The 24,007-nt window shown below is 57.8% G+C and carries 23 protein-coding genes; all 23 read right to left on the reverse strand.

Going from position 1 to position 24,007, the window contains the following annotated elements:
* Positions 1 to 910, reverse strand: a 910-nt coding sequence (locus DOU50_RS06110; RefSeq protein ID WP_148769039.1) for an AAA family ATPase, incomplete at its 3' end; no start/stop codon positions are given.
* Between the two features lie 34 nt (positions 911 to 944).
* Positions 945 to 1,985: a type VI secretion system baseplate subunit TssG gene (gene tssG, locus DOU50_RS06115; RefSeq protein WP_148769040.1), complete on the reverse strand. Its 1,041-nt coding sequence runs from the start codon at positions 1,983 to 1,985 to the stop codon at positions 945 to 947.
* The gene (gene tssF, locus DOU50_RS06120) at positions 1,982 to 3,853 is read right to left on the reverse strand and encodes a type VI secretion system baseplate subunit TssF (protein WP_090419874.1); all 1,872 of its coding nucleotides are present in this window, start codon (positions 3,851 to 3,853) and stop codon (positions 1,982 to 1,984) included. Before tssF ends, tssG begins: the two co-directional genes overlap by 4 nt.
* A gap of 2 nt (positions 3,854 to 3,855) precedes the next feature.
* Positions 3,856 to 4,419, reverse strand: coding sequence for a type VI secretion system baseplate subunit TssE (gene tssE, locus DOU50_RS06125; protein ID WP_024909842.1), 564 nt, complete (start codon positions 4,417 to 4,419; stop codon positions 3,856 to 3,858).
* The gene (locus DOU50_RS06130; RefSeq protein ID WP_148769041.1) at positions 4,412 to 5,224 is read right to left on the reverse strand and encodes a type VI secretion system accessory protein TagJ; all 813 of its coding nucleotides are present in this window, start codon (positions 5,222 to 5,224) and stop codon (positions 4,412 to 4,414) included. Before DOU50_RS06130 ends, tssE begins: the two co-directional genes overlap by 8 nt.
* Positions 5,225 to 5,233: 9 nt before the next feature.
* Entirely contained in the window at positions 5,234 to 6,232 is a 999-nt protein-coding gene (locus tag DOU50_RS06135) for a hypothetical protein (protein ID WP_032647680.1), read from the reverse strand.
* Positions 6,233 to 6,248: 16 nt separating this feature from the next.
* Positions 6,249 to 7,046, reverse strand: a complete 798-nt coding sequence (locus DOU50_RS06140) for a PP2C family protein-serine/threonine phosphatase (protein WP_008502637.1) — start codon at positions 7,044 to 7,046, stop codon at positions 6,249 to 6,251.
* Positions 7,043 to 8,818 carry a type VI secretion system-associated FHA domain protein TagH gene (gene tagH / locus DOU50_RS06145; protein WP_148769042.1) on the reverse strand — a complete coding sequence of 592 codons (1,776 nt, stop codon included), beginning with the start codon at positions 8,816 to 8,818 and terminating at the stop codon, positions 7,043 to 7,045. Before tagH ends, DOU50_RS06140 begins: the two co-directional genes overlap by 4 nt.
* Positions 8,819 to 8,905: 87 nt before the next feature.
* Positions 8,906 to 9,259 carry a T6SS amidase immunity protein Tai4 family protein gene (locus tag DOU50_RS06150; protein ID WP_061714910.1) on the reverse strand — a complete coding sequence of 118 codons (354 nt, stop codon included), beginning with the start codon at positions 9,257 to 9,259 and terminating at the stop codon, positions 8,906 to 8,908.
* The gene (locus DOU50_RS06155) at positions 9,256 to 9,747 is read right to left on the reverse strand and encodes a type VI secretion system amidase effector protein Tae4 (RefSeq protein ID WP_032645536.1); all 492 of its coding nucleotides are present in this window, start codon (positions 9,745 to 9,747) and stop codon (positions 9,256 to 9,258) included. The genes DOU50_RS06150 and DOU50_RS06155 overlap by 4 nt, the downstream gene beginning before the upstream one ends.
* Positions 9,748 to 9,805: 58 nt before the next feature.
* Complete coding sequence (locus DOU50_RS06160) at positions 9,806 to 10,288, reverse strand: Hcp family type VI secretion system effector (protein WP_008502640.1); 483 nt, start codon at positions 10,286 to 10,288, stop codon at positions 9,806 to 9,808.
* 180 nt (positions 10,289 to 10,468) lie between these two features.
* A complete protein-coding gene (locus tag DOU50_RS06165; RefSeq protein ID WP_024909836.1) occupies positions 10,469 to 10,888 on the reverse strand; it encodes a T6SS amidase immunity protein Tai4 family protein in 420 nt (139 codons plus the stop codon).
* Between the two features lie 71 nt (positions 10,889 to 10,959).
* The gene (locus tag DOU50_RS06170) at positions 10,960 to 11,391 is read right to left on the reverse strand and encodes a Rap1a/Tai family immunity protein (protein ID WP_148769043.1); all 432 of its coding nucleotides are present in this window, start codon (positions 11,389 to 11,391) and stop codon (positions 10,960 to 10,962) included.
* 53 nt (positions 11,392 to 11,444) lie between these two features.
* Positions 11,445 to 11,678, reverse strand: a complete 234-nt coding sequence (locus DOU50_RS06175; protein ID WP_032645535.1) for a hypothetical protein — start codon at positions 11,676 to 11,678, stop codon at positions 11,445 to 11,447.
* A 55-nt stretch (positions 11,679 to 11,733) separates the two neighbouring features.
* The gene (gene tssC, locus DOU50_RS06180) at positions 11,734 to 13,233 is read right to left on the reverse strand and encodes a type VI secretion system contractile sheath large subunit (protein WP_014884232.1); all 1,500 of its coding nucleotides are present in this window, start codon (positions 13,231 to 13,233) and stop codon (positions 11,734 to 11,736) included.
* Positions 13,234 to 13,236: 3 nt separating this feature from the next.
* Complete coding sequence (tssB, locus tag DOU50_RS06185) at positions 13,237 to 13,761, reverse strand: type VI secretion system contractile sheath small subunit (RefSeq protein WP_008502644.1); 525 nt, start codon at positions 13,759 to 13,761, stop codon at positions 13,237 to 13,239.
* Positions 13,762 to 13,836: 75 nt separating this feature from the next.
* The gene (gene tssA, locus DOU50_RS06190; protein ID WP_090419862.1) at positions 13,837 to 14,853 is read right to left on the reverse strand and encodes a type VI secretion system protein TssA; all 1,017 of its coding nucleotides are present in this window, start codon (positions 14,851 to 14,853) and stop codon (positions 13,837 to 13,839) included.
* A gap of 11 nt (positions 14,854 to 14,864) precedes the next feature.
* Positions 14,865 to 15,581: a type VI secretion system-associated protein TagF gene (gene tagF, locus DOU50_RS06195; RefSeq protein ID WP_024909832.1), complete on the reverse strand. Its 717-nt coding sequence runs from the start codon at positions 15,579 to 15,581 to the stop codon at positions 14,865 to 14,867.
* A 16-nt stretch (positions 15,582 to 15,597) separates the two neighbouring features.
* Entirely contained in the window at positions 15,598 to 19,218 is a 3,621-nt protein-coding gene (gene tssM, locus DOU50_RS06200; protein WP_148769044.1) for a type VI secretion system membrane subunit TssM, read from the reverse strand.
* A gap of 3 nt (positions 19,219 to 19,221) precedes the next feature.
* On the reverse strand, positions 19,222 to 20,460 hold the full coding sequence (locus DOU50_RS06205) for a DotU family type VI secretion system protein (protein WP_024909830.1): 1,239 nt from the start codon (positions 20,458 to 20,460) through the stop codon (positions 19,222 to 19,224).
* 17 nt (positions 20,461 to 20,477) lie between these two features.
* Positions 20,478 to 21,821, reverse strand: a complete 1,344-nt coding sequence (gene tssK / locus DOU50_RS06210; protein ID WP_024909829.1) for a type VI secretion system baseplate subunit TssK — start codon at positions 21,819 to 21,821, stop codon at positions 20,478 to 20,480.
* A 28-nt stretch (positions 21,822 to 21,849) separates the two neighbouring features.
* Positions 21,850 to 22,353: a type VI secretion system lipoprotein TssJ gene (tssJ, locus tag DOU50_RS06215; RefSeq protein ID WP_024909828.1), complete on the reverse strand. Its 504-nt coding sequence runs from the start codon at positions 22,351 to 22,353 to the stop codon at positions 21,850 to 21,852.
* A 23-nt stretch (positions 22,354 to 22,376) separates the two neighbouring features.
* The gene (locus DOU50_RS06220; protein WP_032647696.1) at positions 22,377 to 22,871 is read right to left on the reverse strand and encodes a hypothetical protein; all 495 of its coding nucleotides are present in this window, start codon (positions 22,869 to 22,871) and stop codon (positions 22,377 to 22,379) included.
* Positions 22,872 to 24,007 lie beyond the last annotated feature (1,136 nt).

The raw sequence follows: 24,007 nt of genomic DNA on the forward strand, positions 1-24,007 counted from the left end.
TCAGGGTGTGGATCTCATCAATAAACAGAATGATCGGCGTGGCGCTGGACTGGACTTCATTAATAAGCGCCTGCAGCCGGGCCTCGAACTCGCCTTTCATGCCTGCGCCGGCTTGCAGCATGCCGATATCCAGCAGCCACAGCTGAATGTTCTGCAGCGGCTCCGGCACGTCGCCGTCGGCGATACGCAGCGCCAGACCTTCCACCACCGCCGTTTTCCCGACCCCGGCTTCCCCGGTCAACAGCGGGTTGTTCTGACGACGGCGCATCAGGATATCCACCATCTGGCGGATCTCCTCGTCGCGCCCGACAACCGGGTCAATCTTCCCGTCGCGGGCGCGGGCGGTCAGGTCCTGGCCGTACTGGGCCAGCGTCCCCTGCGCAGCCGGTACCGCACCCGCCGGTGCATCGAAGGCAGCAGTGGCCTGCTGCGTCTCTTTGCTGTTGGCGCAAATAGCGTCGAACTGCTCAATCAACACCTCGACGTTAAGGCGGGTGAACTGCGACGAGATGCTTTTCAGCACGTTGGCCAGATTCCAGGTTTTCAGCATGCCGATCAGCAAATGGCCGCCGCGAATGCGGCTGACGCCAAACTTCAGCGAGCCGAAGACCCAGGCGCGCTCAACGGCGCTGTCGATATGCTCGGAGAGATCGGAAACGGAACTCGCCCCGCGTGGAAGGACATCCAGCGCCGCAACGATATCGCGCGTCAGCTGCTGTTCATCAAGGGCAAAGTGGCGGATGACCTGCTGCAGATCGCCATCCTGCTGCTGCATCAGCTGATGCAGCCAGTGCACCAGCTCAACATAGGGGTTGCCGCGCAGCTTGCAGAACGCAGTGGCGCTTTCCAGAGAGGTAAATAACAGCGTATCCAGTTTGCCGAAAAGCACGGCACGGCTTATTTCTGACATGTTCGGTTCCATTGATAACAATGCGTTAGAAAAATTATCGCTCTGCGCAATACACCAGATCGCCACGCGGGACAGGCCGCGGCTGAAGGCCCAGCCAGGTGTTGTAGCCTAATCGCCCGGCACCGCCGAGCGTGGTGCCCTGCACTGCGTCTTCACGCAGGATCACCCGTGTTTCCCATTCAAACTCCACCCCGGCGTACTGACGCACCCAGTCACGCAGCTCGGTGACCCACGCTTCCCCCGGCAGAAAACGGTTGTACTCCTCCGCGCTCAGCGGGCCAATGTCGATGCGAAACTTATGCTGCACGTCGCGGACGGCGACGCCGAGAAAGGCGGACTCACCCATGCGCGGCATGCGGCGTCCTGCTCCCAGCTGCGCCTGCTCGCGCGTGGAGAGCGGCATCCACTGCGGCACGTTGCTGACCAGTTTGACCGGCGCTTTAAAATAGCTGCGCAGGATCTTCTCCAGCCCCTCCGGATCCCGTCCGTGACGGGTCAGGTGCCCGGCGTGGGTAAAGCGGGCATGAGAACTCAGGCTGCCTTTGTTCATCTGACCCGGCTGCCCCATGCCAATCAGCGACGCCAGGTAGCCTTCAAAGCGCCTGTTATCGGCGCGATCCAGCGAGACGGTGGGCTGCGCATCCGCCCAGGCGCGGTAAAACAGCAGCGCAAGGCGGTGATGGAACAGATCGGCAAACGCGCTGAGGCTGGTGTCCTGATGATGATAAATACGCTCGCGGGCGTACTCGGTCATGTGGACCGGCAGCGGGCCGTTCGGGCCAAACAGGCCGAAGCTGAGGATAGACACCTCATGCAGCCCGCTTTCCTCCCGCTGACGTACCTGAGCCAGCGTCGACGGGGCAAAACTCATCGACGGCTGCTGGCCGATGCGCAGCGGTTCAAATTTTGGCAGCGGCGCGCGGCCCAGCGGGTAGCGCTCGCCGCCCTGGGCATCAATGCGCCTTAACAGCTGAAACAGATCGTAGCGCCAGGGCGTCTCGCGCACCCCGTGCCAGAACGCATCCGGCAGCTTCGTCAGGCGATGCACGCGCAGCGGTGCAGCGGTGTCACTCATATCAGCGCCCTTTTACCCATGCGCGGCGCCCAGTAGCCAATCTCGCCGCGCTGCTGACTTTTCAGGGTGAACTCCGTAAAGCTGTTGATCGACACCAGACGGGCAAAGAGACGCTCCATCACGCTGCCGAAGAGCCACGGACTGGCGCCGGAAAAGGCTCGCTCATCCACCGTCAGGGTAATGCCGATCCCGCGGGCGAACACCACCGGGCCGGGTTCAGGCACGCGGCGGTGAACCGGCTCCAGCACGCAGTGGCGTACCCCCTCCACCTGACGAGCCACGGGCGTTTCTGCCAGGTTGGCGTACAGCCCTAGCAGCTGTCGCAGCGCGGCTGCGCCCTCTTCGTTTTCGCTGTCCATCAGGCTGAGGTAGTTCATCTGCAGCTGGCTGATGAGCCGCCAGGTGCTGAACCCTTCGGCCAGCGCCGGACGCGGCGGCGTCGGGCCTTTACGCAGCGTGAGGGATTTCACCGGCATGGAATCGGCCATAATGAACTGCCCGAGCTCCTGCTGCAGCATCAGCGGCAGATCGCGGCTGGTGCAGAGCACCTCGGCAGAGATATAGCGCAGGTTTTCCTGCCAGGGGGCGTGCTGTTCATCCACCAGCGAGACAAAGACCTCCGAGCCGATATAGCCGGTACGCGTACCGTAGCGCAGGGCGTGTTCGGACAGCACGCGCTGTTCGCGGCGCAGGGAAAAATAGGCCCCGTAGTTGCCCGCATCGCCGCTCCAGGTGCTCCAGAACGGACGAAACGTCTGGTCATCACGCTGGCCGTCCGCGCTGCCATAGATTTTTTTGACCGCATAAATTTCATAATCCAGCGGACGGATGTTATCCACCACCAGATGGTATTCATGCTGGCCTTCATTCAGCTTCTGACGCGCCGCGACCTTGGGGAACAGATTGATGACCGGCGTGCAGTGCAGCGCCAGGTGGCTGGCATCGACCACGCGCTCCAGCTGCTCATCCGACTTATCCAGCAGAATGAAGATATCGAAGGCTTTTTCGTCTTCACAGCGCTGGATAAGCTTGCTCAGGCCGCTGAGGCTAATGAAGCGGAAACGGGCCGGAAAGGCGAAATACTCCTGCAGCAGGCGATAGCCGTCAAAGTTGCGCAGATCGTCCGGAAGCAGCGCCTGGTCAGGCTCAAAACCCTCCTGGCGCAGCGCATCCGACGCCAGCAGCTGTCGCTGCGGCTGCGGGCCGACCGTCTGACAGACGATCCCGACGTGGTGCTCCATCACCAGCTCCAGCAGCTTCAGCGCTTCAATATCCGGACCGCCGAGGAAAAATTCCAGACGGTCGAAATCCAGGTGCCCGAGGTTTTGCGGGCCGTCGCAGGCGATGCGGATCCGCAGAGCGCTGCCGATCCCCCGCTGGCTCAGCCCCAGCTGCGCGAGCGGCAGATCGGCGGGCACGCCGCCCAGCTCGACCTTGTCGATTTTCAGCGGCAGCAGGTTGACCTCGTGCGCCGTGGTATAGCTGCAGGTCACGCCGGTTTTTTTCAGCGCCAGGCTGTCCATCATGGTACCGCGCGGCACAATGAAGCCCTTGCTCAGGTCACCCCTGCTGCTGTCGGGCTCAATCTCCGCGATCGCCATCGACGGCGTGGGCGCAAGATAGTTCGGCGCAATCATCTCCAGCAGACGCTGAGAGAAGCGCGGAAACTCCGCGTCCATTTTCATCTGCACGCGGGAGGTCAGGAAGGCGAAGCCCTCCATCAGACGTTCGGTATACGGGTCCGCCACCTCGATGCCGCGCATGCCCAGCCGCCCGGCGACTTTAGGATAGCGTTCGGCAAACTCGGCCCCCATTTCGCGCAGGTAGGCCAGCTCACGGTTGTAGTATTCGAGCAGTTTACTTTCCATGATTACCCCGCATCTTTCAGTTCAAAATGGCCGTTTTCCAGATCGACATCGGTACGAAACAGAAACTCCAGCGGGTAAGGCACACACCATAAACGCCCTTTGATCTCGATGGAGAGCACGTTGTGCAGATCCAGCGAGGAGGTATCCGACACGCAGCGGACCTGCAGCCCCTGCGGCAAAATGCGTGGTTCAAAATTAATGATGGCCTCGGTGAGCTTGCGCTGAATGTCGTGCCATTCGATGTCCGACATTCTTTTCCCGGCCAGCGGCGCGACGCCGAAGTTAACCACCGAGCGGCTCACGTGCGGTAACGCGCTCAAATCACCGGAGGCATCGTGGTTGATGGTATTAAACAGCCACTGCAGATCCCGCAGCACATTGCGACGCAGGGCGGCATGGGTGATCAGATTGCTGTTGGCCGACTCGCGCTTTTTTTCCGGGTCGTTATCAGTGAGGCGATCGAGCAGCGAAGGCTGCATTTTGTCGCGCGCCCCCACCTTCTCCTGCTTGCTGCGGGCTTGCCAGCCGCTGCGCAGCAGATCGCCTTCGCCAGCGGGATTACTCATCGGCTCCATCCGTCGCGAACGTCACGAGGCTCAAGGACAGCAGCGGGCTTTCGCTTTGCTCGCTCAGCCAGGCCTTCTGGCCCTGGCCTTCATACAGCGTGCCGTCAGTATCGAGCGGGTGCCAGTCGGTGGTGCGCCCCAGTTTGACCGCATCAGAGGCATCGGCTGCAAACGGGTAACGCGCCGGGATCTGACACACCTGTTCCGTTCCGTCGGTCAGGCGCACCAGCGCGTGACGCCAGACCAGATCGGTGACGCTGGCAGGCGCCTGGAAACGGATCTCCGCGATGGCGTTAAACGGCAGCCAGAAATAGCGGCCGTTGACGATGGTTTCGCACACCGGGCCGAGACGGGCATCGCCGTCCATCAGCCAGTCAAAGGCCTGCGTCTCCTCGTTTTCAAGGGTGACACTACCAGGGTTTGCCTGCGCCTGTTCAAGGGCTTCCAGACGCAGCGCCTGCGCGCGCTCGCCCTCCTCGCTCAGCGCAGCGGTAAGGGTAGTCAGCCACGGCCACTGGGTTTCAGGCATGGCCGGACGCGCCTGTCCCGCCATCACCTGCGCGCGCTGCAGCTCGCCCTGGATGGACTGCTCCAGCAGCGTGACGGTGGGTTTCGCCTGCGGCTTCAGCGCCAGCCAGCTTTTCAGCTGGGTCAGGGCACGCGTCCAGTTGCCGCTGAGGGTTAAAAACTGCACGAACGCGGCGCGGAGGTCGGCATCCGCCGGACGGGCTTTGATTTCAGCTTCAAGGCGCGCGAGCGCGTCGTTGAGCGACTCACCCGCCAGGTGTTGATAGAGCGTATTCATAGCCATTCCTTAATTCGCCGCGCGCCATGCGCCGACGGCCGGATCGCGCAGCTGAGGACGCAGGGTGTCAATCAGAACGATATTCAGCGGCGTGCCGGGTGCCACCCAGGCGCTCCAGGTTTTTTTCACCGCCGCGATACGCGCCTGCAGCTTTGCATCATCGCTGGCGGTTTCACGGGAGATCTCCACCGCGACCGTGCCGTTGCTCTTCCAGCTGTTCAGGGCGTTGTCGTAAGGCAGGATCATCCAGCTCTGGTCGCTGTTTGGGGTGCTGAATACCATGCGCTCTTTGTTGACGGAGGTGATCAGCGCGTTTTCCGGATCGGCGCTTTGATTCAGTCCGGTCACCGGGAAGCCATGAATGTAGGTCACCGCCATCTCTTTCTGCCCGCCGTTGCGGGACTGCGACACAACGGTGTGTCCGCTCAGCCAGCTGCCGTTCCCGCAGCGGGTGGTGTCAGAATCTGGAATAAAGAGCGCCGGAGCGGAAGCGCCACCTTCCCAGAAGGTGCGCAGGTGGCAGCCGTCCTGAAGCGTAAACTCCTGCCACGGCGTGCGGTCGGCCGCGACGGTGCGGGATGCAGCGTTCTGGTCTGGCGGCAGTAACGCGCCGCTGGCTGGGGTTGCGGTGACGGTCGCAGCAGGTGCGGCCTGCTCCTGTTTCACCACCAGCGCCCAGTCCTGCGCTTTGCCAGCCGTGCCCTGCGCCAGCGTGGTACCCGCCGGATCGTTGAGCGTCCAGCTAAGCTTATTCACTTTACTGCACTGGTGTTCCAGCAGTGAGCCAAGACGCGGCACAAAGTTCTCCAGCACGGAGACGTCTTTCTTGCCGTTTGCCACAATGCGCAGCGCCACCTCAGGCTTACACCAGCTCTGCGGCGTGTTGTCTTTGATGTTGTCGATCCAGATATCCAGCTTCTGCGCAGGAGACTGCACGATGCGGAAATTTTCAGCCTGAGCGGTGGAGGTCGCCGCCAGAAGTGCCAAACCCGATAGCCAAAGTTTCATATCGTTCCTTGTGTGTCTAATCAGTTCCGCAGGGAAGAAATTGTGCTGCGTCAGAGAGGGTGTGCAGCAAAGTGGTGTCCTGAGGGTTGCCCATCCATACCGCCAGGGCAGTATAGTTATCCTGAGCATTCCCCTCCTGTTCGCCATTCTTTTGAATGATTTGGTTCATTAAGGTCAGCCACTCCTGCGGCGTATTGACCATATGCAGCGACTGCTTCATTTGCTCTTCGCTGACGCCGTGCCAGAACCCGTCGGTGCACAGTAAAAAGGCATCGCCGTCCTCAACCTGCACCACATCGCTGTAGCTCGCTTCCGGCCCGCCGTTTTCAATCCCCAGCGCCAGATAGAGCAGGTTGCTGTTCAGGTTGTCGGTCTGGTGCCCGGCATCTTTCATCTGCTGCACCAGGCTGTGGTCGGTAGTCACATGCCACAGCCATCCCCGGCGAAACAGGTACAGGCGGCTGTCTCCGGCATGCGCCCAGTAGGCCAGCCCGTAATCACGATCAATGAACAGGCTGACCAGCGTCGTGCCCATCCGGCGATAGTCCTGTACGGCCTGCTGTTCGCTGAGAATGGTGCGGTTCGCCGTCTGCACGTAGTCGCGGATGTGCTGCGCATTAAGATGTTTGTCGCCATCGAAGCGGGAGATAATGCTGTTGCGGGCCAGCGCTGCGGCCACCTCGCCGCCCGGCAGCCCCGCGATGCCGTCGCAGACGACAAAGCAGGCTGAACGTTCCCCTATGGTTTCTCCCGTCTGATCCTGGTTGCTGGCGCGCGTCCCCTGGCGGGAGAGAGAAGCCGTTGCGATATTCATTTGTCTTCCGATCCGCTCTGTGAGTCTTTGTACTGATTGACCTCCATGTCATACGCATGAAGGAAGGCCTCGCCGAACAGGGTGTGGAAGTCGTCCTCAATCTCGCCCGCCGTCTCGCCATAGCTGCGAACAAAGTAGTCCCACAGGGCCGCTTTGCGGCTGCCCGGCAGCGCCAGACGCGAGGTCATCCCGTTCTGCTTCGCCTGCTCTTCCAGCTGCTCAGGGTTAAAGGACTGCAGCATCGCGGCAATAATGGCGCGGATGCCGGAGATCATGCCCAGCTGGTGCGCCTGCAGATCGATCAGCGCGTCGCGCACCGATTTGGTCGGCGGCATAAAGCCCGGCATCGGTGTGCCGAACATCTGGATCAGCACGGTTTTGCCGGTCGGCAACAGCTTGAACGGGTTGTTGGCATCGTCCAGCACCATGGTCATATCGGCTTTCACGCCGCGCTTGAGAATGGAGCGCGAGGAAAGCAGCGCCACGGTCCCCTGAGAGAACATGCCGAGGATCTGCCCCAGCTGACGCATATTTTCACGGTCAAACTGCGGGACGGGCTGCATTTCGCTCAACCCCATCCCCTCCAGCAGTGCCTCCAGCAGCTCACCCTGCAGCACTTCGCCCTTCTCACCGCTGTTTGCCGTGGTGGTTGGCGAGGCGGCGTTATTGACCGGGTCGATGCGCAGGCGGCCCTTAGGGGCCTGAGCGCTGCTGCGCGCAACGGCCTGTGGCGTTGGCATGGTGAAGCCTGCGTAATCCGGTCGCGTGGGCTCTTCTTCAGCACGCGGTTCTTCCTGCGGCTCAGGGGCGAACAGCGGAGAATCGGCCAGCACGTCCTCTTCCTGTTCAGGTTCAGGTTCCGGCACTGGCGCAGGCTTCTCGGCAATAATGTCATCCGGATGGGTTAGTGGCGCGCCGCCCATCAGCCCGAGCGGGTCGTCATTACGCGCGGCTGGTGCGCTGGCCTTACCGCCAAACAGGGCCAGCGGATCGAGCTCATCCGTCGCCTCTTCTTCTGGCTTCACGGGGCTCGTCTCGCCCGGCGGCACCAGCGTTGACGGGGTGACGTCGTCAAAAATACTCTCTTTTTTGAACAACGCTTCGTCGCTGAACAGCGTGTCCGGGTCGACATGCTTACGCTCGAGTTTTGGATCGCTGTCGTTGAACATCGCCAGCGGATCTTCGGCGTTACGCTCCGGGGCCGCAGGCTGGGAGAACGGATCGTGCGATGCAGCAGGCTGCGTTTTTGTACGGTTGCTGGAGATGCTGTCGGAGATGGAGAACTCCTGCATCAGGCTATCCCAGATCTCCGTTGGCACGGCGGTCGGCTCGGCTTTCCCGCGCGGTGCGGCACTTGCCGGTTTCGGTTGAGAAGCTGGCGCGGTCGCGGGTGCGGCTGTCGGACGCGCCTGCTGGTGCAGACTGGCCGCCATACGGCTCACGGGCTGGGTATCGTGGATCAGTTCGGTCACTTCGATACGGTAGTCATCAATACCGAGAATGTCGCCATCCTGCAGTTCAACCTGACGCCCTCGCTCCAGCGGAATGTCATTTAATACCACGCGGGTGACGCTGCCACGGTTGGTCACGCGGCATTCACCCTGGGCGTCCACGTGAACAATGGCCTGCAGACGAGAGATGGTGCGGTCATTATCCGGCAATACCAGATTGTTATCCGTACCGCGCCCAATGGTGCCGCCCGGGGCGTAAAAATCACAGCTGCTTTGCGGCGGCTGATGACCGGGTTTCGTAGAAATAATCGTGAATCGCATGGCGTATTCCTGCTGGTATGATTAGCGCTCAAACGCTGCCGCTCTCGGGACGAGAACGGCGGCGTTTGGGGCCGGATTCCATTGATTCTATTTTGCGGTTTTGAGCGGACGAATCGCGTCGCTGTTGGCGATTAAGCTGCACTTTAAAACCTGATATTGACCCGGTTCGGTACCGCCTACTTTCTCTTTCAGTAAAGAAACAATCACCTTGTCAGCTTTTTCAAAATTCTCTGCAGGGAGATTGCTTGCTTCCAGCCATGCGGCCGCGCTGGCCTCTGCATCGTCTTTCAGACTTTTACTGTCCGCAATCTTACTGATGCATCGATTTTGCACCCAGTTTTCAAAGATTTGTTGCTGAGAAAAAGCGCTGACATCAGGCAGGGTTTGGGCATAAACAGCAGAGGCATTTATAGCCAATACCAGCAGTAATAAACGTTTCATTTCAGGCTCCAGAATGTTGCGTTGGTCGGAATAAACGAACCATTACCCGGTGAGCCCAGAAAATGGCAATCATCAGAGCAAATATTACCATTCCAGAGTGTGACATGCCCGGTTGCGTCGCTCCAGCCGTGCCCGGTAAAGATGATAATGCCTTGTTTGCCTGCAAATTGCGCAGGAGTGGGAGAAGAGACAGACATATCGGCATTGCCCAGTACCGTGGGTAGAAATGCAATCATATCTTTAACGCGGAACATATAGCGCTTTTTGTCGTTTCCGGTCACTGTCGCATATTTACTGTTAGAAGGAATAGGAATGCCACAGTAATTTAAAACGTAGCTCATACGAATTGGGCAGGCATTTTTAAAAATACCGGCGTCGATATTATGCTGAACTTTTCCACCCAACAATTTGCCAACCTGTTCTACGCTTACGTTCACTTCTCTGAATCTGTTCCAGGCGGCACCAAAAGCAGGACGCATTTGAGACATCTTGTTTCTCCTTGATAAGAAGCTCCGGATAAAGTGAGCCCTTTCGGGCCCACTATTATTACGCTTCTTTGTTCTCTTTGATGTTCCAGCCAGCGCTGCTTTCAGCACCTTTACCACCCGACGTGGTCTGCTCCCAGTACTGCTGTTTCACTTTCGCAGCCTGGAATGCATAGGTCACACCAACGGTGTCGCCGTTGTCAGCACCGGTGTACTGAACAGAGGTCACCAGCACATCTTCCAGCGTGATGCGGGAGTATTCCACCTGCTGGCCGCCCGCTTTACAAACGGACAGTTCAACTTTAGTCAGGTGTTTACCGCTGGCGCAGTGTTTCAGGATAGCGGTGGTGGATTTGTCGATCAGCGCGTTAACGTGCAGGTCGTTAAAGTTAACTTTACCGGCACCGCCGCCACCGCCAACGCTCATATTACCTGGCTGGGAAGCGCCCCAGGAGAAGGAGGTAATATCAGTCCAGCCGGTGTGGTTAGAATCTTTCGATTCGCCCGTAACACCCTCGACCTTCAGAAACATATCAATAGCCATAATATCTACTCTTCGTGGATGAACAATATTGCTTTCGAAAAAGCACTTATATGGCAAACAGGAAAGCATGGGGCTGAATAAAACCGTCCATATTTTACCTCTGCCTCATATCAAATGACCCGTGTCATTTGACAGTCTTACATTCCCCCTGAATGAACGGAAAGAATGTGAAGTCTTTTACTACTCTGGGTTATCCTGGATCCAGCTACGGTCAGGATCGCCAATGATGACCTGCGGAACCAGTTTGTTCAGTTCGTCGCTATGATAAAGACGTATACAGTTTAAGGTTACGCCTTTGACATCGGGTTTTCGCTCTGAATGAAAACCATTAATTTGATTTTTATATTTTTCGATGAGGGCATTCACTTTATCCGTGCCATTTTCAGCATCAAAAGGTATCCACTCAATAAATGCGCTCGCACTTCTGGCCGCATCAGCAGAAAACTGACTGCCTTTATCTGCCACTTGAGCAAGACAGCGCGCCAGAACTAAATCTTTTAAAACCTGCCGGTATGTTTGCTGCTGATAAAAATCAGGATAGTTATTTCCGGCACACACATAAAAGGTCATAAATACGAGGAAAAAACAGAAATGTTTCACCTTATATCCTTTGCCATCGGCCCCACAGCGCATCAGCTATCCAATTCCAACCGGTTCAGCAGTGGAGCGTTCTATAAGCCAGTCCGATGTTGACAGGGGCTTAATTCTCCCATTGCATCGGTAATGATTTCAGAAGCCCGCCGTTTGCTCTCCTGCTCAGATAAATGGGCAAAGCGAGAGTAAAGAAATTCATGAACCGTATTGGGCAAAACCGGATGACCTTTACACCAGGCCTTCCCCTCTGATGCATCAACCACGCCTAATAGATACATATCCGCCTTAATGCGCTCGCGTTCATTCGTTTTTGAAAGCCAGGCACTGGCGAAGCGCGCTGCGCTGAGATTGAAATCGTACCCCGTTAATAAGCCCGGGTCGCGAAGCAAATTTGACGTATCATCCTGCGGTAATGCTGTTGCGTCAGGATAAGAATAATTTCCCGTTTGTGCTTCAGCCAGAGACGCGATAAACAACAAAGCGATTGCAAACAGGTTTATTTTATTCATTGTAATATCGCGTTAGTGGAATACCTTAATTAAATATAAGCCAGCACGAGGTATTAACGTTTCTCTTTCCATTTCTCTGCAACAACGTAGATACCTATCGCTAATGCATTAAGTCCAGCACATAAGAATCCATGCATTGCGATTCGCGGGACATCTTCTGGCCAGTCAAAGATAAACAGATAGTAGCCGGATACCGTCACAAACAGCATGAATGAAATAATTAACAACGCATAAACCATTAAATAGATGATGAATTTTCTTGTTATCGCTTTCACAGGTAAATTCATTAGCTATCTCGTACTCACAATAAGGCTGCCGGCCCCAGGAGGCCGGCTATCTGCATCACGCGTCTTTCGTCTTCAGCGACGGCAGTTTAGAAACCAGACGCAGGGAAACGGTCAGACCTTCCAGCTGGTAGTGCGGACGCAGGAAGAACTTCGCGGCGTAGTAGCCTGGGTTGTCCTCAATCTCCTGCACCTGCACTTCCGCAGCTGCCAGCGGTTTACGGGACTTGGTCTCCTGGGAGGAGTTCGCCGGGTCACCGTCGACGTAGTTCATGACCCAGTCGTTCAGCCAGCGTTCCATCTCTTCGCGCTCGCGGAAGGAGCCGATTTTGTCGCGCACGATGCACTTCAGGTAGTGGGCAAAACGGCAGCAGGCGAACAGGTACGGCAGGCGTGATGCCAGGCGCGCGTTAGCGGTCGCATCCGGGTCATGGTACTCCGCCGGTTTCTGCAGGGACTGCGCGCCGATGAAGGCGGCAAAGTCGGAGTTTTTGCGGTGAACCAGCGGCATAAAGCCGTTTTTCGCCAGCTCGGCTTCACGACGATCGCTGATGGCGATCTCGGTCGGGCACTTCATGTCCACACCGCCGTCATCGCTCGGGAAGGTGTGGCACGGCAGGTTTTCCACCGCCCCGCCGGACTCCACGCCGCGAATCGAGGTGCACCAGCCGTACTCTTTGAAGGAGCGGTTGATGTTGGCTGCCATCGCGTACGCGGCGTTCGCCCAGGAGTAGCTGTTGTGGTTCGCGCCGTCGGTCTGTTCTTCAAAGTCAAAGCTGTCGACCGGGTTGGTGCGAATGCCATACGGCAGGCGCGACAGGAAGCGCGGCATCACCAGGCCCAGATAGCGGGCATCTTCGGATTCACGCAGCGAACGCCAGGCCGCGTATTCGGTGTTCTGGAAGATCTTGGTCAGGTCGCGCGGGTTAGCCAGCTCCTGCCAGGACTCCATCTGCATCACGCCCGGTGCGGTACCGGTAATGAACGGACAGTGCGCCGCAGAGCCGATGCGCGCCATTTCACCCAGCAGCTCAACGTCCTGCGGGCTGTGGTCGAAGTAGTAGTCGCCCACGATGCAGCCAAACGGCTCGCCGCCGAACTGACCGTATTCCTGCTCGTAGATTTTCTTGAAGATCGGGCTCTGGTCCCAGCCCACGCCCTTGAAGCGCTTCAGGGTACGGCCCAGCTCCTGCTTGGAGATGCTCATAAAGCGGATCTTCAGCATCTCGTCAGTTTCAGTGTTGTTCACCAGGTAGCTCAGACCGCGCCAGGCGCTCTCCAGCTTCTGAAACTCTTCGTGGTGAATGATCTGATTCACCTGCTGCGACAGCTGCTCGTCGATACCGGCAATCAGGTTCTGAATGGTACGGTAGGTATCGTTCGAGAAGGTGACGGTATTTTCCAGCGCCTGCTGCGCCAGGGTTTTGACCGCGCTTTCGACGGCGGAGCGGGCCTGATCGGTTTTCGGGCGGAACTCTTTGTTCAGCAGCGCGCTGAATTCATCCTGGCTGAACGCCTGACCCGCCTGCTGCTCATGTTGTTGAGTCTGGTTGCTCATCGATTATTCCTCGCTACCTTTCGCGCTTTCGTCATTTTTCGGCAACTGGCTCAGGGATTTGAGCAGCGTCGGATCCTGCAGAATTTTAGCGATCAGCTCTTCCGCACCGTTTTTGCCGTCCATATAGGTCAGCAGGTTAGAGAGCTGGGTACGCGCTTCCAGCAGCTTGTTCAGCGGCTCAACCTTGCGGGCCACCGCATCCGGCAGGAAGTCGTCCATGCTGTCGAAGGTCAGATCCACGTTGAGCTTACCTTCGCCGGTCAGGGTGTTATCCACCTGGAACGCTACGCGCGGCTTCAGCGCCTTCATGCGTTCGTCAAAGTTGTCGATATCGATTTCGAGGAATTTACGCTCGTCGACGGCCGGCAGGTTTTCCACCGGTTTGCCGACCAGATCGGCCATGACGCCCATCACAAACGGCAGCTGAATTTTACGTTCTGCACCGTAGATCTCTACGTCGTACTCGATCTGCACGCGGGGAGCACGGTTACGTGCGATGAATTTCTGCCCACTGTTACTCATTGCCATGATGTTCTCCATCAAAGATGCGCGGTGAAGGTGAAACGGCAGGCTCCATGCCTGTCGTCATAATGCCTGGACGCGCTATTCGCGGCGCCCAAAGATGTTTTCCAGTTGGTTAACGCCGTCTGGCGCCAGGTCGCGAATAATGTCCATAAAGTTAAGTTCTGACAGCCGCTGCACCCGTTCAATCATCAGCGGTGCGGGGTGGCTCGGTTCGTACTGCGCAAAATACTGCTTCGCTTTTTCCAGCATCAGCTGCGCGTCGGCGCGGCTGGTGACCTGCACGCTTCGCCAGTCGGTGACCGGCTGAGCGGGCTGCGTTGCCGCCGATTGCTGCTCGGCCTGTGGTTCTGCCTGCACCTCACGGTTCGGCAGCAGCTTGCTGATGTCGGTCACCTGACACGCGCTGGCTACCAGTCCGACGGTTTTCAGCAGCTGCTCCATCTCGGGCACGCCGCTTTCACCGAGATGCCCGGTGAGCAGCTCGCGAATCGCCAGCAGCCGTTCGTTAATGACGATAACCGCTGCGGTTCCCGGCTGGTCGCCGCGGGCCAGCTCGTCAATCAGCCGTGGACGGCCGCCGGGATAGTCCGGACATTCCGTCTTACTGCCGTCCAGCAGGGCCTGGGCATCCCGGAGCGAAATTTCATCGCCGTTTGAACGCAGAAGCGAGGCGTTTCGCACGGCGACGGTGAGGTCGGATTTATCGCTGAGCCCCGCCAGGGCGTTAATGCGATAGAACGGATCGGTTTCGCCATACTCTTCCAGCAGCGGATAGAGCGGTTCCCAGTAACGGGCGATCGCCTCCTGCACCAGCAATAATCCGTCCGCGTAGCCCGCCAGCCCGCGGCGGCGCGTCCAGGCATGGGTTAACGCCAGCAGGACGCGAAGATCTTTGGTGCGGGTCAGCAGGCTGGTGGCGTATTTTTCTACCGTGTTCCAGTCTGCGGGCTCTGCCGGGATAATGGTGTCGCCAAACTGCTGTTCCGCTTTCCCAAGACTTGCCTGATTCATGATCTGGAAGTCAGCGTCGTACTCCAGGTTTTCGCCGCAGGGCTTGTCGGGGCTTATTGGCGCGAGAAATTCTTCGATATTCATAAGATCCCTGCTTATTCAAACATGGGCGGATAGAGACCGTGACGCCCCGGACGGGCGCCCCCTGCCGGGTCGAACAGCAGGGTGAAAAGCTGCCCGGTAAAGTTACCGCTGTGCACGTGGGTGTATAGCGGGTAACCGTCGCAGCGGTTGGTCCACCAGTAGCTGGTCTGACGTAGCGGATCAAAACACTCCGCCGCCTGAGGCCAGCCCAGCGTGCTCTGGCCGTCCTCGTCATAGCCAATCACATCCAGGATGTCGGAGCGCTTTTGCGGCTCGACCGGCTGCGGCGCCGGAATGGTCATCAGCATCTCATCCAGCTGCGAGGCGGAAAAACTGTTGCGCACCGCGTGCAGCCCCAGGCGCCCAATCTGCTGGTACCAGCTTTCGGCCTGGCTGAGCAGGCTGGTCGACCACTCTGACGGGGCGAAGCTCAGCTGAAGGCAAACCGGGTACTGTCGGCCAACGCTGTCGCGGCCAGGCAGCAGACAGCCCATCTGGATCATCTGGCTGCCCAGCATGGGCGGTACCACATAATTCCAGACTGGCGCTTTCTGGAACTGGCGCTCGCCGCTGCGCTGCTCTTCCTGCTGCCAGGCCAGCAGACCGACCTGAAACCAGTGTGACCACTGGCGCTGTAAAGTGTCAGGAAAGCGACGCTGCAAAAAATCTCCGGCGCTGGGTAATTTGCCATACCAGCTGTAGCGGTTCATCGCAGGGGTATTCGTCATACGGCTGTCCTTGCGGTTATGGGCATGAGAAACGGGGAAGCTGGAACGGGTTGCGAATGCTGTTTGGCGCAAACTCCAGCGTGACCTGATGTCCGTCGACGTTGAAGGTGGCCTGACGGCTCAGGCTACCCGCGCCCGGGCTGGTGCTCGCTTTATCGAAGAAGCGGTTGAGCGCCCAGGCGCCGTTGGTGACCAGCGTCGCCGTGCTGCCGTTCGCCAGCCCCAGCTGCATGCGTACCTGGTTGGTGCCGCCCGGCCCCGGCCAGTTCATGATCTGCACGGCCTGCGGACCGTGGCTGTAGCGCAGCAGCTGGCCGTCAACGTCCAGGGTCAGGTTCAGAATGGTGTTATCCATTCGCACGGTGCGAACCGTCACCTTGAAGGACGGCGTCGTTGCGCCATTAGCAAAGAAGGCGTCGCGAATCGACTGGGCCTGCTGGAACGGTCTCAGCAGCCCTTCACTTCCCGGCAGCGTTTTCCCGTCGATGCCCGGCATAAAGCGCCAGTTGGCCTGCGTGGTGTCCACCTTATTGGTCAGATTGTCGCGGAAGAAAGCGTCCATCAGCCCGGTACCCGGCGCAAACATGCGCGCGAGATCGTCAGGGGTGACCTCGGTGCTGGCGCTGCGTACCAGCGGGTAGCGACCGGCAATCGCCTGACGGCAGAAACCGCCCACTTCAACGTTAATTCGCTTACGTACGTTTTCCAGATCACGACGCTGGGTATCGCTGCTGGCGCCCACCGCCATGTTGCTGAACATGGTTTGCAGCCCGCCCGGCAGACGACCGGCGCTGGCCTGCAGACGGCTGATCGCCTCGCCGCCCGGTGCCGGCATCCCGCTGTTGGCCGCGTCCTGGACGGCGGTCAGGTAACGATAGAGTTCATCCACCTGCTTGAGAAAATCATCAAATACGATGGTCTTCCCCCCCTTCTCCAGCGGCTGCGCCAGCTCAATCATCGGCGCATAGTGGTCGGTGACCAGCTGTTCCGGCGCCTGGGTGACCACGGCGGCCTGGGTCGGCGCTGCGTCATTGTTGCTGAACAGGGCTTCCAGCGTACGGGTGGCGCGGTTGCTTTGATCCTGCGCTTTGCCTGCACCTTCTGGCGCTGGCGCATTGCGTGATAGCGTCAGGACCTGGCTCAGGTTCTGCACCAGACGGCGCAGCGGCGAATTGCCGCCGGAGAGCAGGCGCGCGGTGTTGATGCGCTGGGAAAGGTCGGCGCTGTTATTGAGCTGGATGTCGGCGAGGAAGCGATCCCAGTTAGCGATAAAGTCGCGCATGTAGAGCTGGCGCACGGCGTTATCGATCTGCTGTTTGTCCTCCTGCGCTGTGGCGGCCCCCAGCACCCAGGCGTCGTCCTCGTGCAGGGCGGTGGTCACGCTGTCAATCTGGCCGTTAAAGCTTTTCCAGTAGCCGTCCGGCGTATACAGACCCGGTACGCCTTCGCTCACCGGCTTGCCGCTTTTGCGGGAAAATACCAGCTCGCTCTGCGGTCCGCCCAGGTCGGAAAGGGAGACCGGCTTCAGGTTGTCATCATGTTCCAGCAGGCGCTTGAGACGACCGTATACGCGCGTGGAGAGCGGCTGCTGGTTGATCATCGCTCTTTCGCGGGCAACCAGAGATTCATCCTGCGCGTACGGCGAGGCCTGAATTTTCGGTTCCAGCAGCTGCGTCAGGTGCCATTCAAGCTGCTGCAGCTGCGCCTTCGTGACGTTCTGCGGCAGATTCCGCTGCAGATTGAGCATCACCCACGAATGCAGGAATTTGCCGTCATAGTGCTTCGGCTGATACAGCATCTGATAGGCTTTCAGCGCTTCATAGCTGTATTCCACATCGCTGCCGTTGTCGTTGCGCAGCCAGGTAGTGATGTGCATGGCAACGGCAGGGAGCAGCATCTGATCCAGCGCTTTCTGGTACAGAGACTGCGCAGCATCGCTGACGTCATCCCCGCGATAGAGCCCCATACGGCGTGATACGGGCGGATCGTTCACATCAAACGCGTCGCTTTTCGGCAGGTCAACCAGCCCGTTCAGCAGCGGCAGCAGATCGAACAGGTCGCGCTGCGGCTGGTTCTGTAGCGCTTTGCTCTGCTGGTCGAGCAGCGGAACCTTCGCATCCACCTCTGCCAGATAGGTCTTGTTCTTGGCATAGCTGGTGAGCCACAGACCGCCGAGGATAACCAGCAGGGCCAGCAGCGCCGCGTAACCGGACCAGATCACCGCCCGGTTGCGCAGCTCCCACCAACGGTTTTCACCTGCGATCCCGGCTTCCTGGAAGATGACGTTTTGCAGCAGGTTCTTAATGAAGAAACTCTGACCTTTTGCGCCCGGGATAGGCGCTTCTTTGCTGACCGAATCCCAGTTATCCGCCTCGCCCCCTTCCGGCAGCGACAGGGCGCGGTTCAGTTCGCCCATCACGCGGTCAAACGGCATGCCTTCCTGCGTCCCGCTGGCGAAGTAGATCCCGCGCGGAGAGAACTCGGTTTCGAAGTTGGAGCGGGCAAAGACCGTGCTCAGGTAGTCTGCCAGCAGCGGACGCAGCGCGGCGAACTCCTGCGGGAAGAGATACGCTTCTGCGCGGGTTTTCGCGTCATGCTCTTTGAGCATGGTTTCCGGCAGCCCGGCATCAAGGCGCTGCTGTAGCAGAGAAAACTCCTGCTGGAAGTTGCCCATCAGGTCGTAATCAGCGTGCTTGGTTTGCTCCCACGGCAGCGTAAAGCCCCAGATCTGGTCGCGCTGCGCTTTATCGTAGTCGGCAAACCACGCGCGGAAGCCTTTAAGCAGGTCGGCCTTGGTCACCATCACGTACACCGGGAAGCGGATTCCCAGCTGTTCATGCAGCTCGGACAGACGCTGGCGCAGGTTCACCGCCTGCTGGCGGGACGCCTCGGCGGACTGGGTGAGCAGGTCAGAAATGCTGATGGTGATGATGACGCCGTTGATCGGCTGGCGGCGGCGATACTTACGCAGTAACCCCATGAACTCCAGCCATTCGCCGGCGTCCTGCACCTGCTCGCTCTCCTGGGTGGTATAACGGCCCGCCGTGTCCAGCAGCACCGCCTCATTGGTGAACCACCAGTCGCAGTTGCGCGTGCCGCCAATGCCCCGCAGCGCGGTCTTACCGAAACGATCGGCCAGCGGGAACTGCAGCCCGGAATTGACCAGCGCCGTGGTTTTACCGGAGCCCGGCGCGCCGATAATGACGTACCACGGCAGCTGATAGAGATATTGCGTGCTGAAGCGCTGCGTCCACTGGGCGCCCTGGCCCGCTTTGCTGAAGTGCGCTTTTTTCAGCATCTGCGCGGCTTCATCAAAACGGCTGGCGAGGATCTGCTCCTCGCTGTTCAGCCGCTTCTGCGGATCCGCCGCTTCCGGGCTGGCGGTATTCTCCTTGAGCTTGTCCATCAGCTTGCGGTTCAGCCAGGCGTTGTACAGGCGCGGCAGAATGTGGCCCTGCGCCCAGAGCAGATAGACCACGGCAATGCTGATAATACGGTTCTGCTCAGACTCAAGCGGTCGAGTGTCCACGATGGACAACAGGGGACCAATCATCCAGATCACCGCCGCCAGCGCCGTGACGCCGAGGAAGCTCCACAGAATGCGGTTGGTCAAAATGGAAAGAAGTGTAGTCAGCATTCCTTAGTTTCCTTGCGGCAATCCGTTCAGCTCAGCCTGAGTGTTTTCAGGCGACACCAGCAGAGTAATTTCCACACGGCGGTTACGGGCGCGATTTTCAGGCGTCGTGTTCGGCGCCACCGGGTTAATCTCGCCCCGCCCTTCCGCTTTCACGCGGCCAGGCTGAGAGAGGCTTCCCTGCAGCATTTTCTGTACCGAGCGGGCGCGTTCCAGAGAGAGTTCATAGTTAGAGGCAAAGCGCGCGCTGCGGATCGGTACGTTGTCGCTGTAGCCCACCACCAGAATTTTGCCGCTCACGTTATTCATCGCCTGCGCAATGCGGTGGATGACCGGTTCATAGCGGTCACGCACGACGGTAGAGGCAGAAGCAAACAGCCCGTCGCCCTTCAGGATAACGACGCTGCGATCCGCTTCGTCTTTCACCGCGACCAGGCCAGCCTCGATTTCAGGTTTCAGGAAGCCGCGCAGGTTCAGCACAGCCGGAAGCTGACGCGCCGGTTGCTGAATAGTGGTTTCCGGCAGCTGGGACTGATAAATCTTCGCCAGCACCGGGTTGGTGTTATCGCCAAGACGCCAGTTAAGCACGATATAAAACAGACAGGCGATAAACCCGGCCAGCGCCACGCAGGCCCACAGGGGAACCATCGGCCGCCAGAGCTTGCGCAGCACGGGACGATCTTCCGGATGGGGTGAAAGCGGCGGCGGATAGCTGCCGCGCACACCGCGGATCATCTGCCACAGCCGCTGCTTGATGGTTTCAAGCTGGGTGCGGCCGTTATCCAGCACCCGATAGCGTCCTTCGAAGCCCAGCAGCAGGCAGTAGTTGATCATCTCCAGCAGCAGAATATGCTCGCGCGGGTTTTGCGACAGGCGCGCCAGCAGCTGGAAGAACTTCTCACCGCCCCAGGTTTCGTTATGGAACGTCACCAGCAGACCGTTGCTTGACCAGACGCCGCTGCTGCCCCAGGGGGTGAGCGCGGCGGCCTCATCGAGCGCCGTACACAGGCAGTAACGAGCCCCGACGATCACTTCGTAGGGCAGCCCCGCCTGCTGGCAGCGGACTTCGAAACGGCGAATCTCATCAATCAGGCGCTGGCGTAACGCCACCTGATCGTCATGGGAGATCGAGTGACGGATCTGCGGAATCGCATTGAGCAGCGGATTGGCGGCCGCCACCAGCTGATTGTTGCTACTGGCTCCGGTAAAGGCGGCATCACTGCCGGTGTCCTGTCGTTCCTGCATATTAAGCGCTCGCTTTATTATTCTGTCGGGCTACGGATGGCCCAAAACTCCATATCCAGCCCCGGGAATTCCCCTGCAAGATGCAGGGCGAATGCACCGGACTTATCCATCTCGTGCCACAGCTCGCTGCCCTTCTCCAGTTCAAAGTAGCTATAGCCGGCATGCCACGGGATCTGCGGCGGCGCGACCGGCATGGCGCGCAGCATAATGCCCGGCAGCTGAAGCTGAACCAGATCGCGGATTTTCGAGACCGGCGCGACCTTCATCTGCGCCGGGAAATGGGTTTGCAGGTGTTCGCCTGGCACGTTGGCTTTAACCGCCAGCACGAAGCCGAACTCACGCACCATGCTGGTTTCAGGCACCGTGGCGATGTTCAGGCCGTGAGAGCGTTCGTTAAGCGGCAGCTGAATCGCGTGGTCTTCCATCACCAGCGACAGCCCCTGACGCAGCATCAGCATCAGCTTGCTGAAGCAGTTTGCCAGATCGTCATGATCGTAAATCGGCAGCACGCTTTCAGCGGTACGCTGGGACGTCCAGGTGGCAAGCTCGGTCGCAAACGGCAGCCAGCTGCGCCAGAGCGTTTCAGGATGCAGCAGCGGGAGGGTTTTTAAATGAGAAACCTCGCCCAGATGACGGTTAACCAGCGACAGCAGCGTGAACTCAATCAGCTCGGAGGTATTAAAGCGACCGGGCTGGCGCAAGCGACCGCCAATTTGCTGGCTGCGCTGCACCAGCAGACCGTGCAGATCGTTGATCATGCTGTAGATCTGCGGGCTGTTGTTGGCGTTGAGCATCGGCGGGATGTAGCTGTTGTCGAGCCGCACGTGGTTGTCGTTACGCTTCTCGGTCACAAACGCCACGCCGATGGCGGTCCACTCTGCCGTGAGGTCTTTTTCCAGCATCAGGGTCAGGCGCAAGCGACCAAACTGGACGGTGGCATCCCCCACCGACATGGCGTTATCGTCTTCCACCTCTTGCTCGAAAGCGATGAAGCGCGCCAGCGAGGCCGGTTCTTCGCTAAAAATCACCTCTTCTCTCTCGCCACGACGTACCGGCAGTGCGAGCACCACCTTTTCGTTAGTGAGATTGTCAGGAATTTTCAGCGGTGCAGGGCCGTTGCGCCCGTTACGTACCTGGAAAAAGGTGCCGTCCGGCAGCAAACCGCTGCAGTAGCTCAGGGCAATGCATCCCTGACGAAGCATCGCTTCATCCAGTTCAACGTCGAGAAAGCCCCAGAGATACGACCGCTGTAGCGCACCCCATTCACGAACATGGTTGAGCAGATAGCTTTCAGTCCGCTGAAAATGGTGTGGACGCAGGAACATGCCTTCGGTCCAGACGACCTTTTCTGCTTTCGTCATGATGATGTGTTTCCTGTTTTGAAGCGCGTTACTGGCTGATGACACGAATGCCGTTCACGTCGAGAAAAACGTTGGCCTGAAGTTCATCTGCGGACCATTTCCAGAACTGGTAGATATGATTTTCGCCAGGCACAGGCAGAGGGAGTGAAACGCGCCATTTTTTGCCATCCAACACCTGATACTCCGCCATCACGCCGATGTAGCGGGCCTCCGGAGAGCTTTGCCCGCTGAGGGTTTTGGACAGCTGTCCCGGCATCAGGAAGAACACGTCGCTATTCAGCAGATTCGCGCCAAGCGTGGCCGACGCGTTGTTCTGCAGGGAGTAGAAGTCGCTGGACATGAAATCCGCATCGGATTTCAGCAACAGCACCCGGACCTTAAGCGGCGCAGATTCATTGATTTGTGGATGAGCCTGAAACTGCAGATTGTAGCGGGAGGGGTCGCTGTGTGAAGACGACGTACAACCACTGACCAGGGCGAAAATCGCCGCGTAAAAGAATAACCACAGCTTATGAAAATTTTTATTATTCATAAAAATGCGCTCATGAAAGCCGTTTAGTTCAGGATCCAGGTACCGTTAGCGCTGTCTTTGCAGGCTTTGCTGTTGCCATCGACATCGACACAGGTCGCTTTTTTACGCGCCTTTGGACGAATGGCCTGTTTACGCACGGCGGCGTCGTACTGGTCGGCCTTGATCACAGCGCGCATCGGGACGTAACCAATCAGCTGATCGTTGCCTTCGTCGGCAAGCGCCATCCAGTAGTGTTCAACCTGCCCCAGCACCACGTACGTTTTTCCGGTCTCGAGATTACGGATAACTTTGCCGCCGAAGTCAGGTCGGCTCATCAGGGAAGCCGGATACATGGCACGATACGGCTCGTTGACCGGCGTGAACTCCGTCGGCGGCGTCACAGCGTGACGGTGGGTTAAGGTAACGCCGTTGACCTGGCTGGTCTCGATCGTATCGTCGTTGATCACAGGTTTTTGCGGCGCTTTACAGCCCGCCACCGCCATTACAAACAGAAGTGAAAACAGTACGCGCATTTTCATATGCTTTTCCGTAGCGATATTTCGATGATGGAGATAAGGGGATGAAGTTTGACTTAAGTGCTATTGTTAAAATAGCCAGAATATTTTCGGGGCGTTACTATGTTAAGGGCATAGCTACCGCACGAGCCCTTCAGAATAAGGCCCAGCATCTTCCTGACATATTTTGACAAACGGTAAGCAAGTTTACATGAGCTTCGCATCAATTCAATATTTACCGCCGCGTAACTGTTGGTAAATGAAGCAGTCGGAAAATTATAGGATTAATCCTATGAAAAAAAACGATTTGCCCCACCCTTTCTTATTTCCTCACTACAAAACCACATAACATGATGTTTTATCTATTAAAAACACAAAAGAGAACCACTTTCATTAACGCAATAACGCTATTATCGCCACTACCATAATTAGTAGAATTCGCGTTTTTTTGATGTCAAAGGAATATATCTCCGATGAATTATTTGTTGCACTAACAAGGTATCTTTAATATTGAAAACGCTTCATCGCTTGGGTGAGAATATTTCACTTAATGCAGCCCGACGTTAATTTCATGCCGCAAAAAAACTGTATATTTTATGTCGTGAGAATTCCACAGTAAGGTATACCTTATATCTATTATTCATTAAGCCTGAGTAAACCTTCCTGTCATTTCCTCAAACCCAAAATGCCTCCAGCAGCCCGCCAGACGTGAATCGTGGCGATATCTCCAGCGCATCAGCTTCATTCGAAGTTTTACTGGTACTACATCCTTCCTTACTCACCGCCATCTATCTCGCCTACCGACCGATAGATAAGATTTATTATTAAAATGATAAAATTTCGTTATAATTTCTTTAAATATTTAAACATCAAATCCCATAAACCGCTGTAATAAAAAGAATTTAAGATAAAGCACCTTCCCGCACCGCATGCGCGTAGCCATACGGTCGTCATTGCTTTTGCTTATTGTCCTGTGCAGCGCTTTTATGGGTTCAGATGTTGTTGACCGAACAAATCAGGAGTGGGTATGAACAAGAAAAGACGCTCGGTGCCAGGCATCAGACACTATGACGGCCCTGCCGGCGGCTGGGGGGCACTAAAAGCGACGGCCATCGCGGTACGTACCCAAATGGATACCCTTGACGCTCCCGCGACGCTGC

Source organism: Enterobacter sp. C6 (assembly GCF_008122455.1).
Lineage (GTDB): Bacteria > Pseudomonadota > Gammaproteobacteria > Enterobacterales > Enterobacteriaceae > Enterobacter > Enterobacter pseudoroggenkampii.

What these genes read in the sequence shown, in the direction of transcription:
- tssJ (WP_024909828.1), bottom strand. Translation starts at nt 22,353, where the DNA reads ATGAATAATAAAAATTTTCATAAGCTGTGGTTATTCTTTTACGCGGCG.
- tagH (WP_148769042.1), bottom strand. Translation starts at nt 8,818, where the DNA reads ATGCGATTCACGATTATTTCTACGAAACCCGGTCATCAGCCGCCGCAA.
- tssF (WP_090419874.1), bottom strand. Translation starts at nt 3,853, where the DNA reads ATGGAAAGTAAACTGCTCGAATACTACAACCGTGAGCTGGCCTACCTG.
- DOU50_RS06140 (WP_008502637.1), bottom strand. Translation starts at nt 7,046, where the DNA reads ATGAATATCGCAACGGCTTCTCTCTCCCGCCAGGGGACGCGCGCCAGC.
- DOU50_RS06135 (WP_032647680.1), bottom strand. Translation starts at nt 6,232, where the DNA reads ATGAAACTTTGGCTATCGGGTTTGGCACTTCTGGCGGCGACCTCCACC.
- DOU50_RS06155 (WP_032645536.1), bottom strand. Translation starts at nt 9,747, where the DNA reads ATGTCTCAAATGCGTCCTGCTTTTGGTGCCGCCTGGAACAGATTCAGA.
- DOU50_RS06205 (WP_024909830.1), bottom strand. Translation starts at nt 20,460, where the DNA reads ATGCAGGAACGACAGGACACCGGCAGTGATGCCGCCTTTACCGGAGCC.
- tssG (WP_148769040.1), bottom strand. Translation starts at nt 1,985, where the DNA reads ATGAGTGACACCGCTGCACCGCTGCGCGTGCATCGCCTGACGAAGCTG.
- DOU50_RS06130 (WP_148769041.1), bottom strand. Translation starts at nt 5,224, where the DNA reads ATGAATACGCTCTATCAACACCTGGCGGGTGAGTCGCTCAACGACGCG.
- tssK (WP_024909829.1), bottom strand. Translation starts at nt 21,821, where the DNA reads ATGACGAAAGCAGAAAAGGTCGTCTGGACCGAAGGCATGTTCCTGCGT.
- DOU50_RS06175 (WP_032645535.1), bottom strand. Translation starts at nt 11,678, where the DNA reads ATGAATTTACCTGTGAAAGCGATAACAAGAAAATTCATCATCTATTTA.
- tssM (WP_148769044.1), bottom strand. Translation starts at nt 19,218, where the DNA reads ATGCTGACTACACTTCTTTCCATTTTGACCAACCGCATTCTGTGGAGC.
- tagF (WP_024909832.1), bottom strand. Translation starts at nt 15,581, where the DNA reads ATGACGAATACCCCTGCGATGAACCGCTACAGCTGGTATGGCAAATTA.
- DOU50_RS06150 (WP_061714910.1), bottom strand. Translation starts at nt 9,259, where the DNA reads ATGAAACGTTTATTACTGCTGGTATTGGCTATAAATGCCTCTGCTGTT.
- DOU50_RS06170 (WP_148769043.1), bottom strand. Translation starts at nt 11,391, where the DNA reads ATGAATAAAATAAACCTGTTTGCAATCGCTTTGTTGTTTATCGCGTCT.
- tssA (WP_090419862.1), bottom strand. Translation starts at nt 14,853, where the DNA reads ATGAATATCGAAGAATTTCTCGCGCCAATAAGCCCCGACAAGCCCTGC.
- tssE (WP_024909842.1), bottom strand. Translation starts at nt 4,419, where the DNA reads ATGAGTAATCCCGCTGGCGAAGGCGATCTGCTGCGCAGCGGCTGGCAA.
- tssC (WP_014884232.1), bottom strand. Translation starts at nt 13,233, where the DNA reads ATGAGCAACCAGACTCAACAACATGAGCAGCAGGCGGGTCAGGCGTTC.
- DOU50_RS06160 (WP_008502640.1), bottom strand. Translation starts at nt 10,288, where the DNA reads ATGGCTATTGATATGTTTCTGAAGGTCGAGGGTGTTACGGGCGAATCG.
- DOU50_RS06220 (WP_032647696.1), bottom strand. Translation starts at nt 22,871, where the DNA reads ATGAAAATGCGCGTACTGTTTTCACTTCTGTTTGTAATGGCGGTGGCG.
- tssB (WP_008502644.1), bottom strand. Translation starts at nt 13,761, where the DNA reads ATGGCAATGAGTAACAGTGGGCAGAAATTCATCGCACGTAACCGTGCT.